Annotated in this window: 10 protein-coding genes; 5 read left to right on the forward strand and 5 right to left on the reverse strand. The window is 71.5% G+C overall.

Translation table 11 applies throughout. The annotated features are described in order from the left end of the window. Nucleotides 1-2: 2 nt before the first annotated feature. Nucleotides 3-1,337: an extracellular catalytic domain type 1 short-chain-length polyhydroxyalkanoate depolymerase gene (locus tag ACSHV8_RS23605; RefSeq protein WP_436535927.1), complete on the reverse strand. Its 1,335-nt coding sequence runs from the start codon at nucleotides 1,335-1,337 to the stop codon at nucleotides 3-5. A gap of 224 nt (nucleotides 1,338-1,561) precedes the next feature. On the opposite strand from ACSHV8_RS23605, the gene ACSHV8_RS23610 reads away from it, so the two are divergent. After that, nucleotides 1,562-2,599 (forward strand): PaaX family transcriptional regulator, encoded by a 1,038-nt coding sequence (locus tag ACSHV8_RS23610; protein WP_436535928.1) that lies wholly within the window; start codon nucleotides 1,562-1,564, stop codon nucleotides 2,597-2,599. A gap of 230 nt (nucleotides 2,600-2,829) precedes the next feature. Here the strand turns inward: ACSHV8_RS23610 and ACSHV8_RS23615 are convergent, their stop codons facing one another. Beyond that, nucleotides 2,830-3,054 carry a hypothetical protein gene (locus ACSHV8_RS23615; protein WP_436535929.1) on the reverse strand — a complete coding sequence of 75 codons (225 nt, stop codon included), beginning with the start codon at nucleotides 3,052-3,054 and terminating at the stop codon, nucleotides 2,830-2,832. A gap of 146 nt (nucleotides 3,055-3,200) precedes the next feature. Here ACSHV8_RS23615 and ACSHV8_RS23620 point away from each other — a divergent pair, with 146 nt between their 5' ends. Further along, a complete protein-coding gene (locus tag ACSHV8_RS23620; RefSeq protein WP_436535930.1) occupies nucleotides 3,201-3,926 on the forward strand; it encodes a phosphatase PAP2 family protein in 726 nt (241 codons plus the stop codon). Here ACSHV8_RS23620 and ACSHV8_RS23625 read toward each other — a convergent pair. Further along, nucleotides 3,864-4,430 carry a hypothetical protein gene (locus tag ACSHV8_RS23625; protein WP_436535931.1) on the reverse strand — a complete coding sequence of 189 codons (567 nt, stop codon included), beginning with the start codon at nucleotides 4,428-4,430 and terminating at the stop codon, nucleotides 3,864-3,866. The genes ACSHV8_RS23620 and ACSHV8_RS23625 overlap by 63 nt on opposite strands. Then, a complete protein-coding gene (locus ACSHV8_RS23630; RefSeq protein WP_436535932.1) occupies nucleotides 4,430-6,694 on the reverse strand; it encodes a glycoside hydrolase domain-containing protein in 2,265 nt (754 codons plus the stop codon). Before ACSHV8_RS23630 ends, ACSHV8_RS23625 begins: the two co-directional genes overlap by 1 nt. 195 nt (nucleotides 6,695-6,889) lie before the next feature. Here ACSHV8_RS23630 and ACSHV8_RS23635 point away from each other — a divergent pair, with 195 nt between their 5' ends. The 3 genes from ACSHV8_RS23635 to ACSHV8_RS23645 are packed head-to-tail and all read left to right on the forward strand — an operon-like array spanning nucleotide 6,890 to nucleotide 10,865. Continuing rightward, nucleotides 6,890-8,140 (forward strand): DUF6271 family protein, encoded by a 1,251-nt coding sequence (locus ACSHV8_RS23635; RefSeq protein ID WP_436535933.1) that lies wholly within the window; start codon nucleotides 6,890-6,892, stop codon nucleotides 8,138-8,140. Between the two features lies 1 nt (nucleotide 8,141). Next, complete coding sequence (locus ACSHV8_RS23640; protein WP_436535934.1) at nucleotides 8,142-9,731, forward strand: GNAT family N-acetyltransferase; 1,590 nt, start codon at nucleotides 8,142-8,144, stop codon at nucleotides 9,729-9,731. A 12-nt stretch (nucleotides 9,732-9,743) separates the two neighbouring features. Then, complete coding sequence (locus ACSHV8_RS23645) at nucleotides 9,744-10,865, forward strand: MFS transporter (RefSeq protein ID WP_436535935.1); 1,122 nt, start codon at nucleotides 9,744-9,746, stop codon at nucleotides 10,863-10,865. A 68-nt stretch (nucleotides 10,866-10,933) separates the two neighbouring features. Here ACSHV8_RS23645 and ACSHV8_RS23650 read toward each other — a convergent pair whose 3' ends face one another. Continuing rightward, nucleotides 10,934-14,197: a S8 family serine peptidase gene (locus ACSHV8_RS23650; protein ID WP_436535936.1), complete on the reverse strand. Its 3,264-nt coding sequence runs from the start codon at nucleotides 14,195-14,197 to the stop codon at nucleotides 10,934-10,936. Nucleotides 14,198-14,246 lie beyond the last annotated feature (49 nt).

Genomic DNA, 14,246 nt, shown 5'->3' on the forward strand with positions numbered 1-14,246 from the left:
GCTCAGGCGGTGGCGCAGGTGCTGCCGTTGAGCGTGAACGTGGCCGGTTTGCCGGTGTTGCCGGTGTGGGTGGCCTGGAAGCCGATCGTGATCGATCCGTTCGCCGGGATCACGCCGTTGTAGGTGAGGTTGCGGGCGGTCACCGTCCCGGAGGCCGGTGAGTAGGTGGCGTTCCACCCGGAGGTGATGTTCTGGCCGCCGGGCAGGGTGAAGGCCAGCGTCCAGCCGTTGACGGCGGTCGTGCCGGTGTTGGTGACGGTGAGGTTCTCGGTCAGGCCGCTGTTCCACGCGTTCACCGTGGCCGTCACCCGGCACGGGCCGGAGGTGGGCGTCGTGGGTGAGCCGGACGGCGACGGCGAGGTGGACGGCGACGGTGAACCGGACGGTGACGGCGAGGAGCCGGAGCCGGTGAGACCGAAAAACGCGATGGCGTAGGCGGCCATGCCGGCGCTCGGCAGGCTGTGCCCGGCGCCCTGGATGCTGTACGCCTCCACCTGCGCGGTTGAGCCGGTGCCGGCGTAGCGACGCCGGTTCCAGCCGGACTGCGGCACGTCGGTGGACGTCGGTGTCTGGCTCAGGCCGGATACGTCGGTCCACTGCTCGATCTCCTCCTGCAGCAGGGAGTAGGGCACCAGGGTGTCGCTGGTGCCGTGCCACAGCTGCATGGGCGGGCGCGGGCCGGTGTAGCCCGGGTAGGCCTGCCGGACCGCGTCACCCCACTGCTGCGGCGTGCGGTCCATGCTGCCGCCGGTGCACTTGCTGCTGCTCGGCGGATAGTCGGCGGCGTTGGCGAAGCAGTTGAAGGGGACGCCCATGAACGCTGCTCCGGCCTTGAACACGTCCGGGTACAGGGCCAGCATCTCGTTGGTCATCATGCCGCCGGACGAGCTGCCGGTGGCGTAGACCCGGTTCGGGTCGCCGCCGTACTGGCGTTCGGCGTAGGTGACCATGGAGACGATCGACACCGGGTCGCTGCCGCCGCCTCGGCGCTTGGCCGCGTCCGACCAGGTGTCGAAGCAGTTGCCGAAGCCGGCTTGCTGGGTCGCCGAGGGGTAGATGACGAGGAATCCGTACCGGTCGGCCAGCCCGGCGAACTCGCTGCTGGAGTAGAACCCGGGCCCGGAACCACCGCAGCCGTGCATGGCCACCACGACAGCGGGGTGGGCCGGCCGCGAGTCCGGGACATAGATGTGCATGCGCATGCCGCCGGGGTTGTCGCCGAAGCCGGTGACCTCGGTCAGTGCGGCGGCGTAGGCCGGCGTCATGGCCGGCACGGCGAGACCGGCCACGGCCAGGCAGGTGGCCGCGGCGAGCAGGAGCGCCTTTCTGATCTTCATCGCTCGACTCCTTCACTTCCCGCACGCAGGCGGGGGCGACCGCTTCGCTCGGTAGGGCGAGGCGGCCTTCGCGATGGCAGATGGGGACGGCAGGACTTACCGGCCGATGTCGCGCCTGGCCCGGCCCATGCTGTTATATGACAGAAAGCTTCCGCCAAGGGCCACAAACTGTCAATCGATGAACCTCGATCGACTGCGCATCATGAGCATCTACAGTCGTATCCATGCCCGCCCGAGACCCGAGCGCAGCCGCCGCGGCCAACCCGTACGACATCGAAGAGATCTTTCCCGAGGACACGTCCGGATCGGTGCGGCTGCCGCGGCGGCAGGCCGGCAGCTCACCGCAGGGCCTGGCGGTGACGCTGCTGGCCGACTACACGCTGAGGTCCCGCGCCTGGCTGCCGTCCGCGGCCATGGTGGCCCTGCTGGCCGAGGCCGGGGTCACCGCCGGGGGCGCCCGGACGGCGATCAGCCGCCTGGCCCGTCGCGGTGTGCTGGAGGGGCATCGCGAGGGCCGGCGCAGCTTCTACCGGCTGACCCCGCAGGCCGCCGCCTTCCTGACCGCCGGGGGCAGCGCGATCGTCGCCCCGGACGAAGCGCTGCCGTGGGACGAGTGGTGGACGCTGATCGCCTTCTCACTCCCGCAGCAGGAGGGCACTCTGCGGCGCGGACTGCGCAGCCAGCTGCGTTGGATGGGCTACGCGCCGCTCTACGACGGCCTCTGGATCTCGCCGCACGAGCTCACCACGAAGACCCGAGCCCGCCTGGCCGAGCTGTCCCTCGGCACCCTGACCGTGTTCCGGGCGCGGCATGTCGAGCTCGGCCTGTCGATCGGCCGCGACCCGATCGACGCCTGGGACACCACCGCCATCGCCGGGCAGTACCAGTCGTTCATGCGCCACTGGAACCCGGTGCTGCCCCGGGCTCGGGCCGGCCGGATCACCGGCGCCGAGGCGGTCCGCACCCGGACCGAGGTCATGGACACCTACCGCCGCCTGCCGATCCTCGACCCGCACCTGCCCGCCCGGTTGCTGCCGCCGCAATGGTTGCGGGAACCGGCCCGCGCGCTGTTCACCGCCGTCTACGACGGACTGTCCGGCGCCGCCGAGGATCACGTACGCGCGGTCGCGAAACAGCACGCGGGTGATCTCGTCCCGGCGATCCGGGCGCACACCGTCGCCGATCTGGCCGACGGCTTCTCCCGCGTTACTCGGCCAGACCGTGACGAACCGACTGTGCCCGCCGCACCCGGTCGGGAGTGAACGGTAGGGCGGTGCCCGCCCCCACCCGGCGGCTCGGCGACCCGGCGTCGGCGTCCAGGCGCCCGAACGCCACGCAGATGACGCCCAGCGCCAGTTCGAGCACCGCCGATCAGCGGGTGGGGGGCCGGGCCGGTAACGGATGTCCAGTCCGGTCAGCCGGTCGGCGGCGCTCCGCAGGGTGGCCGGCTCGGCGAGCATCTCGGTGACGACGCCGCGCAGGTCGTCGAGGGTCACCGGGGCGTCCCGGTCGCTGTCGGTGTGACCTGGATCGCGCCCGGCACGGCGCCGGCGACCAGCCGGGGATAGAGGTCACGGTCGGCGTCGGCGCCGATCCGGGACGCGACGGCGGTTTCGATCACCGCGTCCGTCTTGTGGTGCTCGTCGGTCAGCAGCGGTCCGCTCGGCAGCCGCACCACCTGGCGCATCTCGCTCTCGTCCCCGGCGAAACCGTCCACGATCGCGGCGGTCAGCGCCGTCCACAGTGGCTCGCCGGCCGGGCGGGCGCCCAGCGCCTGGATGATCCGTTCGGCCCGCTGCTGGCCGGTCGCCAGCAGCGCTTCCTCCTTGGTGGCGAGATCGAGCCGGGACTATGGTGAGCCGCGTGGATCCGCCGCGCGGAAGCGTCCGGGTGGTGCTCACCGAATTCCTGCCGCTGGCGCTCTGGTTCGTCGTCTTCACCCGACTCGACGCCCTGACCGGCCGGGATGCCGGCGCCGCCACCGCGAACGCGCTGAGCCTGCAGGCGGTCGAACGCGCCCTGCACCTCGACGTCGAGGTGAGCGTCAATGCCTGGCTGGCCGGCCACGCGGTCCTCAGCCGGCTCGCGGTCGGCGTCTACCGGCTGTACTACCCGGTGGTCGCCGGCGTGCTCATATGGATCTTCATCCGGCACGCCGAGGTCTACCGCCGGGTCCGCCGGACCATGGTCGCGATGATGGCGCTCGCCCTGCTCGTCTACTGGACGGTCCCGCTGTCCCCGCCGCGCTTCGCGCTGCCGGGCGCGGTCGATGTCGTCGCCCGGCACGACTTCGTGGACCAGAGCTCGTGGACCCATCCGAGCCACTACACGGCGATGCCGAGCATGCACGTGGGCTGGGCGTTGTGGTGCGCCTACGCCGCATGCTCGGCGTTGCGGCCGACGCATCCACGGCGGGCCCGGCTGGTGTGGTCGTTCCCGCTGCTCATGGTGCTGGTCGTACTCGGCACCGGGAACCACTACGTGCTCGACGTCGCCGGCAGTGCCGTGCTGGTGACGGCGGCGGCCCTACTTGGCCATGCCGTGACGGATCGTCTGCGCCCGCCGCACCCGGTCCGGCGTGAACGGTAGGGCGGTGCCCGCCCCCACCCGGCGGCTCGGCGACCCGGCGTCGGCGTCCAGGCGCTTGGCCAGCGCCCGCAGCCGGTGATCGGCCGGGGCCACCGCGATCACGAAGCGTCCCTCGCGCGGCGTGCGGGCGTCGCCGCCCCAGCCGAGCATCCCGTCGCACTGGCCGACGATGTCATGAACCACGATTTGCTGGTACGGCATGAACCCGTCCCGTGCCCCGGGCGGATACGACCCCGGCCGGATGTCGAGGACGGTGCCCGACGCGTCGGTCACCAGGTCGCCCGGCCGCAGCGCGTCGATCTCGTAGTGGAAGCGGCGGGCCGCGTAGAGCAGCACCGTCGCGGCCGGACCGGGCAGCAACGCCACCGCGATGTCGGTGCCCTGCACCGCGTACGTCCGCAAGGCGGCGGGTTTCGGAGCGGCCTCGGCCGGGGCCGTGGGCAGGCCGGGAACGGTCAGCACGGCTCCCGCTCCGGCCGACGCCAGCAGGGTTCGTCGCCGCATCAGGACACCTTTCCTCGACGGAGCTGGGTCTGCTCGTTCTCGGTCAGCGCGACCAGCCGGTCGGCGAAGCCGCGGCCGAACTGGCGCACATGGTCGTCCACCGGCACCGGCGTCGTGGCCAGGCCGCGCAGCAGCAGCGCGCGGTAGGCGGTCACCACGTCGTCGCCGGTGTCGGTGAGCAGGTTCTGGGCCGCGGCCGCGGCGGCGGTCGGGTCGCCGCCGAACCGGGCGCGGTGGAACAGGCTGAACCGGACGCCGCGGTCGGCCCCGCGCAGGTGCGCGCCGAGCGTGCCGCCCGCGCGCAGGGCGGCCGCGGCCAGGTACCCGTCCACGGCGGCGACCAGCCCGCCGAGGTCGAGTGCGGACGGACGCTCGGCGATGGCCAGGTTGGCCGCGCAGTAGTCGCGGGCCGTGGTGGCCGGTGCGGTGAACCGCCAGCCGCCGTAGAACGCGATCAGGTCGCCGCCCCAGCCGCCGGCGTCGCCGCGTCCCCGCAGTTCGGCCAGGGCCGCCGCGCCGAAGCGGGCGACGTCGACGTCCACGCGGGCGACCGGGTCGCGGTAGGTGCGCACGCGAGCCAGGCCGGTGGCATCGACGTAGCCGATGAATCCGGCGTCGGTGGCACCGGCCAGTTTGCGGGTCTGCCAGTTGTCGTAGCGGCCCGCGCGCAGGTATTGCAGGACCAGTTCGCCCGGGTCGCCGTTGCCGTAGGCGACCGCGAGCTCGTGCAGCCGGTCGATCCAGTCGAGATAGTCGGCCGCCTCGGTCGCGGTCGAGCCGAAGGCGCTCTCCCCCGCGTCGGTGCCCGGGCGCTGCACGCACTTGTCGATCTCCAGGGTGCCGACGTCGATCGTGGAGATCTGGTCGAATGCCCAGTTGACCGGCAGTGGGTAGGTCACGTTGCCGGTCCAGCCCGAGGTGATGCCGCTGACGAAACTCCACCGCGGGAACGCCTCGGCCGCGAGCCGGCTGCACACGTTGCGGGCGCCGTAGACGCCGTGCGAGTACCGGCTGCCGCGCTGGCGCAGCCCGGCCTCGACCCCGAGGAAGTACGGGATCACCCGCTGCGTCACCTCGGTGTCGGTCGCGTCGTAGTCGACGGCGAAGTAGACGACCGCCCCGGCGTCGATGCCGTGCCCGGCCGCCGCGTCGTGCGCGGCCAGCGCATCCGCGTAGCCCTGGGCCCAGCCGAAGTAGGAGGCCGAGTCCGCGTACGTCTGGAAGATCGGGAACAGGCTCAGGCCGTTCGCGGCCAGGGTGGCCGGCTCGCCGGGTTTGAGTTCCTTGTCGAAGTCGCTGCCCTCGACGTTGGTCAGGTAGCGACCGATCGTGCGGTACCCGGCCGCCACCAGGGCCTGGGCGCGAGCCGTGGTCACCTCGTCGACGGTGTCGGCGGCGGTGCCCGGGCGGGCCTGGTCGCCGGTGCTGATCAGCAGCGACGCCCAGGTCGGGAAGTCGCCCTGGCCGTTCTCGGTGAGCCGGCAGAACGCCTGGAAGGTACGGGTCGCGGCGGCCAGCGGCTCGTCGAAGTCGCCGGTGAGGACCGGCGTCGCCGGGTAGTGGGTGAGCGCGGCCGAGAACAACCGCACCCAGGGGCCGGAGGAACCGGGCTTGACCAGGCCGTTCGCCTTCACCCCGGCCTGGGTCAGCGGTCCGAAGTTGCCGTTGGCCTGCGCGTCGGTCAGGCCGCCCTCGTACTGCACCGCGAAGATCAGCGCGGTCAGGAACTCGCGGGAGCGGCGGCCGTCGCAGGCCAGCACGGTGAACGCCGACCGGTTCAGGTAGCGGCCGTTCATCCACTGCTGGGCGGCCCGCAACGGCGCCGAGTCGCCGGACGCGAGCTGGTAGCTGTCGGTGAACAACAGCGCCTTGCACACCTTCGGGATGACCGTGCCGTCGATCCTCGCGGCCAGCCCGGCGTCGGTCATCAGGGTCGCGACGGCGCCGGCCACGGCCGTACCGAAGATGCCGTCCAGGCCGAACGTGGCGTAGCCCTTGCAGACCAGGCCACCCTGGACGATCTTGACCAGGTTCGGGTTCGTCTCGGCCGGACCGATCGGACCGTGCGCGGTCAGCGCGGCCAGCGTCGCGGGGCCGAAGTTGTCCGAGAGCGCCGTGATCCCCAGCTCGTGCTGCAGCCCGCGGGTCAGCGCGGCCATCGTCTGGCGTCCGGCGCTGCCGTCCTCGGCGATCACGACATACCCCGAGACCCCGGCGTACGTGGCGTTGACCCATCGCTGCACTGCCAGCACGGCGGCGTCCATCAGCACCTCTGATTCATCGTCGTCACTGCACGGCCGGGCGACACGATACCGGTCGGCGCAAAGCCGGGCGTTCCGGCCGACGACAAAAGTTTCGGAACCGGCGCCGACCTGGCGTTTCCGACATGCGAGCGGAGTCCGGCTTGTCCGATCAGGACGGTTCCGTTAGATTCCTTCGCGTTGTCACGGACGATCTTGGTGACGGAGGAATTCGACGTGCAGTCTCGTCGCCGGATCTGTCTGGTGGTGCCGACCAATCGGGAATGCGTCGCCACCCTGACCGAAGTGGTCGCCGAAGCGGAATACGCGGCCACCCATTTCGACGTCGACGTGCAATTGCTGGTGCTGGACTCGTCCGCGCATTTCCGGGAACACGCGCGGGCCTTGGAGACCACAGCCACGGTGTGGCATCTCGACGACGCGCGGCAGCGGGACTTCCTCCAGCGGGTGCTGGAAAAAGCCGACGCCGCCAAGCCCGATCTGCTGCTGGAGCTGATGCAGCCGCGCGCGCTGTCCTACGGCGCCTGCACCAACCGGGCGTTCCTGATCGCGGCCGCGCTGGGCTGCACGTCCGTGCACCGCCGGGATTCGGATCTGTACTTCCAGACGTACGCCGGGAAGAAGGTCTTCCCGATCCACGCCGAGCTCTCCGCGCTGGGACGCCCGGCCCGCGACGTGGTGGCGACCGAGGACCGCCTCGACGACGGTCGCCGGGACCTTCCGGTCGCGATGGCCGGGGCGTCGTTCGTCGGCAGCATGTCGGTCGACGTCGAGGACATCCGCGACCACGAGGCGTACTACGACCTGGTCAGCCTGTGGGCCGCGGACGGCAGCACCGACGAGGAGAAGCGGGCGCTGGTCGAGGAGTCGTTCACCGGCAGCGCGTCGTTCGACGGCGACCACACGATCCTGTCGGTGGTCGACCCGATGCGCGTCGACATGCACAACATCAGCTTCTCCGGATTGCACGAGCGGGTGCCGCTGCCGCCGGCCACCGACACCATCGGCAGCGATTACTTCCTCATTCACGTGGCCGACAAGGCCGGACTCCCGGGCCTGCTGCACAACCGGCACATCGTCAATTTCCACACCGCGGAACGCAAGAGCGACGACGGTTTCCTGGCCTATCAGATGCGGTTCGCCAAATTCATCCTGTCGATGCAGTACTTGCATTTCGTCTACCGGCGGATGACCAGCGACGACCCGGCCGCCATCGCCGCGCTGGTCCGGGCGAGCACCTGGCAGCCGCGCGAGCCCAACGAGGTCAAAGCGGACCTGATGGAGGCGGCCTACCGGCGCCTCGGCGGGCGGTTCACCCGGGTCGCCGACCGGGTCCGCGAGCAGCGCGACACCCTGCTGATCGAGGCCCGGCGCGACATGGACGACTTCGCGCTGCTCATCGACGCGTGGGCGGCGCTGGTCGCGACCGCCCGCGAGACGCCCGTCTGACATGCCCGCTCACCTGGCCGCTGCCCTGGACGCGGACGGCGATCGGATCGTCTACGACCTGACCGGCATCGAGGGCCAGTACCGGCGGCTGCTGGCCGAACTGCCCGGCGCCGACGTCCGGTTCGCGATGAAGGCGTGCCCGGTCGACGACGTGCTGAGCGCGCTGGCCGACCTGGGCGCGGGCTTCGACGCGGCCAGCCCCGGGGAGATCCGGCAGGCGTTGCGGACCGGGGTCCGGGCGCGCCGGGTGCACTACGGAAACACGGTCAAGTCCGACGACGACATCCGGGCTGCTCATCGGCTCGGTATCACCACCTACGCCACCGACTCGATCGAGGACGTCACCGCGATCGCCCGGCACGCGCCCGGCAGCCGGGTGTTCTGCCGGGTGACGACCACCGGCGAGGGCGCGGTGTGGGGACTGACCGGCAAGTGTGGCAGCGACGACCCGGTGACCGTGCTCGACGCGGCGCGCTCGCACGGGCTGACTCCGGCCGGGGTCAGTCTGCACGTCGGATCGCAACAGATGACCGTACGCGGATGGCAATTGGCTCTTGATTCTCTGGCCGATCTTCTTCCGGCGCTGCGGGCCCGCGGGATCCGTATCGATCACGTGAATCTCGGTGGTGGTCTGCCGGCCGCCGGCCATCCGGGGATGACCCCGCCGACCGCGGAGATCTTCGCGGCGATCCGGGCCGGGATGCGACGGCTGCGGACGGCGGCCGGCGGCGATCTCGGTTTCGTCATCGAGCCCGGTCGTCATCTGGTGGCCGATTTCGGGGTGCTGCGGGCGCGCGTGGCCCGGCTGACCACGCGCCGCGCGACCTGGCTGTATCTGAGCTGCGGCCGGTTCAACGGGCTGTACGAGGGCGACCGGTTGCGGTATCGGATGGAGTTCCCCACCCATCCGGACGGGCCGACGGTGCCGGCGATCGTGGCCGGGCCCAGCTGCGACAGCGACGACGTGCTGGCCGGCGGCGAACCGATGCCGGTGCCGGCCGGGCTGGCCTCGGGCGATCCGGTGTGGATCCACTCGGCCGGCGCGTACGCGGCCAGCTACACCACGGTCGGCTTCAACGGTTTCGACCCGCTGCCGTGCCAGAGCGTGCGGGCCGAACGGATCCGCCCGATCGAACCGGGCGACTGGCCGGCCATCGAGGCCCTGGAGGCCGACACCTACGGCAAGCAGGAACTGTCCGAGAGCCCGGAATCCCTGCGCTCGCGCGCCCACCAACCGGTGTCGTTCGTGCTGGACACCGGCGCCGGCATCGGCGGCTACCTGCTGGCCCTGCCCTACCCGCCGGGACGCTTCCCGGACCTGTCCCGCCCGGAGCAGATCCCCTTCGCGTCCACCAACCTGCATCTGCACGACATGGTGATCGACGAAAATCTACGCAGCCGTGGATGGGGACGGCGCTTGGTGCGACACCTCATCGCCGAGGCGAGATTGCTGGCGTACGAGGATGTCTCGCTCGTCTCGGTCTCCGGCAGCACCGGCTTCTGGGCCTCGGCCGGATTCCGCGCCCAGCCGCAGGTCCCGCTGCCGGCAGGCTACGGGCCGGACGCCGTCTACATGTCCCGCCACCTTTAAGGAACAGCCCGCATGTCGTTTCGCCGCGCACAGTTGTCGGTCGCCGCACTGTTCGGCTCGCTCGGTTTCCAGTACTCGACGTGGGCCGCCCGCATCCCGGCCCTGACCGAACGCCTGCACCTGTCCTCGGCCCAGGTCGGTGTGCTGCTGCTGGCCGCCGGCGTGGGCGCGGTGATCTCGGCCCCGCTGGTGCCGCGGCTGATGGCCGCGTTCGGCTCCCGCCGGCTGGCCGTGGCCGCGGTGATCGTGCTGGTCGGCGCCCTGGCCGGGCTGGCCGTGGTGCCGGTCTACCCGGCGGCCCTGGCCGTGCTGCTGGTCGACGGGGTGGCGGTGGGCTGCCTGAACGTCGCCATGAACGCCCAGGGCGCCGCGCTGGAGAACGTCTTCGAACGCACCACGATGGCCAAGCTGCACGCCACGTTCAGCGGCGGCATCTTCGCCGGCGCGCTGCTGGCCTCCGCGGTCACGTCACTGACCGGCGCGGTGCCCGTGCACTTCGCGATCGCCGGTGCGATCCTGCTGCTCCTGGTGGTGGCCGCCCGCCCGGCACTGCTCGACCACGACCTGCCGTCCCCGGCTCGCTCGTGGCGGCTGCCGTCCCGCGCGGTGCTCTGGCTCGGCCTGGCCATGCTGCTGGCCACCATCACCGAAGGCGCCATGACCGACTGGTCGGCGCTGTACCTGGAACGGATCGCGCACGCCGCCGAGCAGGTGCTGCCGCTGGGCATCGCGGTCACCTCGGGCACGATGCTGCTCGCCCGGCTCTTCGCGGACGGCTGGCGCGACCGCTGGGGTGATCGCACGGTGGTGGTGGCCGGCGGAACCCTGGCCGCCGCCGGTCTGGCCGCCGGGCTGCTGACCGGCGGGGCCGGGGCCACCCTGGCCGGATTCGCCTGCGTCGGCCTGGGCATGGCCGCGGTCAGCCCGTGCCTGTACATGGCCGCGGCCCGGCACGGCACCGCGGCGCTGACCACCGCGGCGACCATGAGCACGACCGGGCTGCTGGTCGGGCCGCCGGCGATCGGACTCGTCGGCCTGAACTGGAGCATGGCGGTGGTGGTGGGCACGGCCGGGTTGACCGTGCTCTGCGCGCTGGCGATGCGCTGGCCGGCCCGGGTGCCGGCGCCGGCCTAGCACTACTCGCCGCCACGGTGAAGCCGGGCCGGGCCGAAAACGGCCCGGCCCGGTGTCACCCGACGGTGTCAGTGCAGGGCGTACGCCCGGATGACGGTCTCGGTGACCGTGTTCCCCCTCGTGTCGGTGGCGGAGACGCGCAGCGAGGCGAAACCGGTGCCGCGCGGGTGGTTGACCGTGACGGTCCGGTTGTTGCCGGAGCCGCGCACGTCGGCGCGGTGCCAGGTCCGGCCGTCGTCGTAGGAGACCTCGACCTTGACCGTGCGGGCCTTGCCGGCCGTGGAGCCGGGCTGCTGCTCGACGGTCAACGGGATGTCGAAGCGGCGACCGGTGGGCGCCGCGTTGTTGGCGTCGAGGCGCGGGCTGAAGCGGATCGTCGAGATCGGCAGCCGCGTGTACGCGGTGTCGGAGACGTGGCCGGAACGGAACGTCCACGCCGCCTTCACCGAGGTGGAGAAGAGGTGTGGGGCACCGCGGGTGGCCGCGGCCTCCAGCCGGTACTTAGCCTCTCCGGCGGGTAGGTCGTACTCGTACCCCTCGCCGATCTTGGTGTTGTCCCGGTAGAGAGCGACCGTCTCGCTGTCGCCGGTGGACCAGCCGGGACGGCCGGCACCGTCACCGAACAGCGGGACTGCGGCGAACAGGTGGTCGCCCTGGCGGCTGACCCAACTGCCCTCCCACGACGGCTGGGTGACGTTCGGGCCGAACACGGCCGTGTTCCATGCCTGGTGGTAGGTGTGGCCGGCACGGAACGTGGCCCCGTTGGCGGTCTGGTCGGTGATCAGCTCCGGGGAGTCGTCCTCGGTAGCGGCCGGTATCTGCTGGGTGAAGTCGAGCATCCAGGGCGCCTCGACGCTCAGGTACTCGGTGCGGTGCGCGGGCAGGCCGAACGGCACGGACGCCGCCCAGCCGCTGGACCGCTCGTCGAACTGGGCGAAGTTGCCTCGTACGCCCTCGGCCCCGGTCGCCGACACCGAGTAGTCGGCCTTGACGGTGGCCAGGTCGCGCAGCCGCGGCTTCTTGGTGAAGCCGTCGAACATCTTGCCGCGCTTGCCGTACGCCAGGTCGGTGGTCCACGGGCTGTTCCGGAACGTGCCGTCCGGGCCCGGGTCGGCGAACGAGCCGTTGACGCTGGCCAAGAAGTAGTCCTTGGCGGCCGGGGAGGCCGGCGCCGCGGACAACGAGGTGAAGTCGAGGCCGAGCGTGCTCGCCCCGACACCGAGGTCGTCGAGCAGCCACTCCGCGTTGACGGCGGCGAGCAGGACGCCCGCGCCGCGCTGCGGCGCGGTCACGGTGATCGGCTTGACCTTACGGCCGTCGAAGATGATCGTGGCCGGTCCGTCGACGACCAGCTCGGTGTGGGTGAGCATCGCGGTGGTCTCGGCCTCCGCGTTGTTGATCCACACGAACCCGCCGTAGGTGCCCTTCGGCAGGCGCAGCTTCTCGGTGCCCTCTGCCTGGTAGACGTCGTAGAACCCGGTGCCGTCCAGGTTGAACAGCGACGCGTAGTGGTCGAGGCTCGGCGTACCGTCCGGGTTGATCGTCCGGACGGTGACGTCGTAGCTCTCCACCTCGCGGTCAACGCCGATCGGCGTGACCACGCGGACGCCGCCGGTGGCGGTGGCCACCAGGTAGTCGCCGTACAGCTTGTCGGCGAGCGCCGGGTTGCTGGTGTCGGCGGTGACCGTGGTGGTGGCGGTGCCGCCGGCCGGGACGCTCAGGTGGGTGGCGGCGACGGTGAACGGCGCGGCCGGCGTGGACAGGTTCAGTTCAACCGCGACCGGGCCCGAGTTGCGGTACGTGACGGTCTTGGTGACCGGCTTGTCGTCACCGTGCGGCCAGTACTGCAGGCCGAAGCTGAGGCTGCCCCCGTCGGCGGTGACCGTCTGGGTGATCTCCCGGGCCACGTCGACCCGGCCGGCGCCCTGCTCGAACGCGCCGACCCCGGCGGTCGGCTCGGCCGAACCCATCAGCGTGTTCTTGCGCAGGCTGGACGACCAACCGGGGTGTTCCTGAGTCAGGATCGCCGCGGCGCCGGCCACGTGCGGGGTGGCCATCGACGTGCCGGAGAGGGCGACGTAGCCGTCGACCGGCGCCGGGTCACCGATGAATCCGTTCTTCGCCTTGGCCGCCACGATGTCCACGCCGGGCGCGGTGATCTCCGGCTTGAGGGCATGGTCGCCGGCGCGCGGGCCGGTGCTGGAGAAGTCCGCCAGCTGGTTGTCACGGTCGACAGCGCCGACCGACAGGGCCGCGTCGGCGGTCGAGGGTGAACCGACCGAGTTCGGGCCGGCGTTGCCGGACGCGATCACGAACAGCGTGTCGTACTGCGCGGTCAGGTCGTTGACGGCCTGCTCGAGCGGGTCGATCTCGGGGGTGTCGCCGCCGCCGAGGCTCATGTTGACGACGGGAGCACGTGCGGCCGCCCAGGCCATGCCGGCCAGGATCGCCGAGTCGTCGCAGAACTCGGTCTCGCACACCTTGCCGATCAGCAGCTTGGCGCCGGGGGCGACCCCCTTGTAGCGGCCACCCGACGCGGCACCGCTGCCGGCGATGATCGAGGCGACGTGGGTGCCGTGCCCGACCTCGTCGTCGGTGGACGCGGTGGTGGTGAAGTTTTCCGCGCCGGCGATCTTCCCGGCCAGGTCCGGGTGGGTGGCGTCGACGCCGGTGTCGAGAATCGCGACGGTGACGCCGGTGCCGTCGTAGCCGGCCTGCCAGGCGGTCGGCGCGCCGATCTGCGGCACGCTGTGGTCGAGCGCCACCTTGCGCTTGCCGTCCAGCCAGACACCCTGCACGCCGGGCTGGAGGACTTTCGCCGTCGCGGTACCTCTGGTCAGGCCGGACCAGAGTGACGTGCTTTCGGCGGTGTCGACGCTCGCCGCCAGGGTTTTCACCGGGGCGATGTCGCGTGTCACGCGCGCTCCGCCGGCGGTGATCGCGCTGCGGGCGCCGCTCGCGCCGTTCTTGGCGTACGTCACGAGCAGGCGAAGGTCACTGCCGCCCTGGGCGGTGAGCTCGTTGACGTCGAAGAGCCGCTTGTCGAGCCGTCCGGCTCGCAGGAGCGCGAGCGCGTCGGACGGGATGACGTAGCGGTGGCCCTTGGCCGTGTAGCTCAGGAAACGGATCCTGTCACGCCCCGGGCCAGGCCGGATCGAGGCGGTCGTGCCATGAGTGACGACCCGGTCGCCGGTGATCAGCGTGACCGAGCCGGGTTTCACCTGTGCGGGCGTGCTGGCGGTCGTGGACGGAGCGGCTGCCGCCGGTGCCTGCAACGCCCCGATGACCAGGGCTGAGGTGAGCAGAACGGCGGACAGTCTTCGTCGACGCATCTGGTGCCTCCCCGTGCCGGGCCCATCCCGGCTCCACGATAGACACTGA

It is taken from the genome of Actinoplanes sp. HUAS TT8 (assembly GCF_051380535.1).
Lineage (GTDB): Bacteria > Actinomycetota > Actinomycetes > Mycobacteriales > Micromonosporaceae > Actinoplanes.

Bases quoted from the DNA above. Each gene is read 5' to 3' on its own strand.
- ACSHV8_RS23605 (WP_436535927.1), bottom strand. From the start codon at position 1,337: ATGAAGATCAGAAAGGCGCTCCTGCTCGCCGCGGCCACCTGCCTGGCC.
- ACSHV8_RS23610 (WP_436535928.1), top strand. From the start codon at position 1,562: ATGCCCGCCCGAGACCCGAGCGCAGCCGCCGCGGCCAACCCGTACGAC.
- ACSHV8_RS23625 (WP_436535931.1), bottom strand. From the start codon at position 4,430: ATGCGGCGACGAACCCTGCTGGCGTCGGCCGGAGCGGGAGCCGTGCTG.
- ACSHV8_RS23630 (WP_436535932.1), bottom strand. From the start codon at position 6,694: ATGGACGCCGCCGTGCTGGCAGTGCAGCGATGGGTCAACGCCACGTAC.
- ACSHV8_RS23640 (WP_436535934.1), top strand. From the start codon at position 8,142: ATGCCCGCTCACCTGGCCGCTGCCCTGGACGCGGACGGCGATCGGATC.
- ACSHV8_RS23645 (WP_436535935.1), top strand. From the start codon at position 9,744: ATGTCGTTTCGCCGCGCACAGTTGTCGGTCGCCGCACTGTTCGGCTCG.
- ACSHV8_RS23650 (WP_436535936.1), bottom strand. From the start codon at position 14,197: ATGCGTCGACGAAGACTGTCCGCCGTTCTGCTCACCTCAGCCCTGGTC.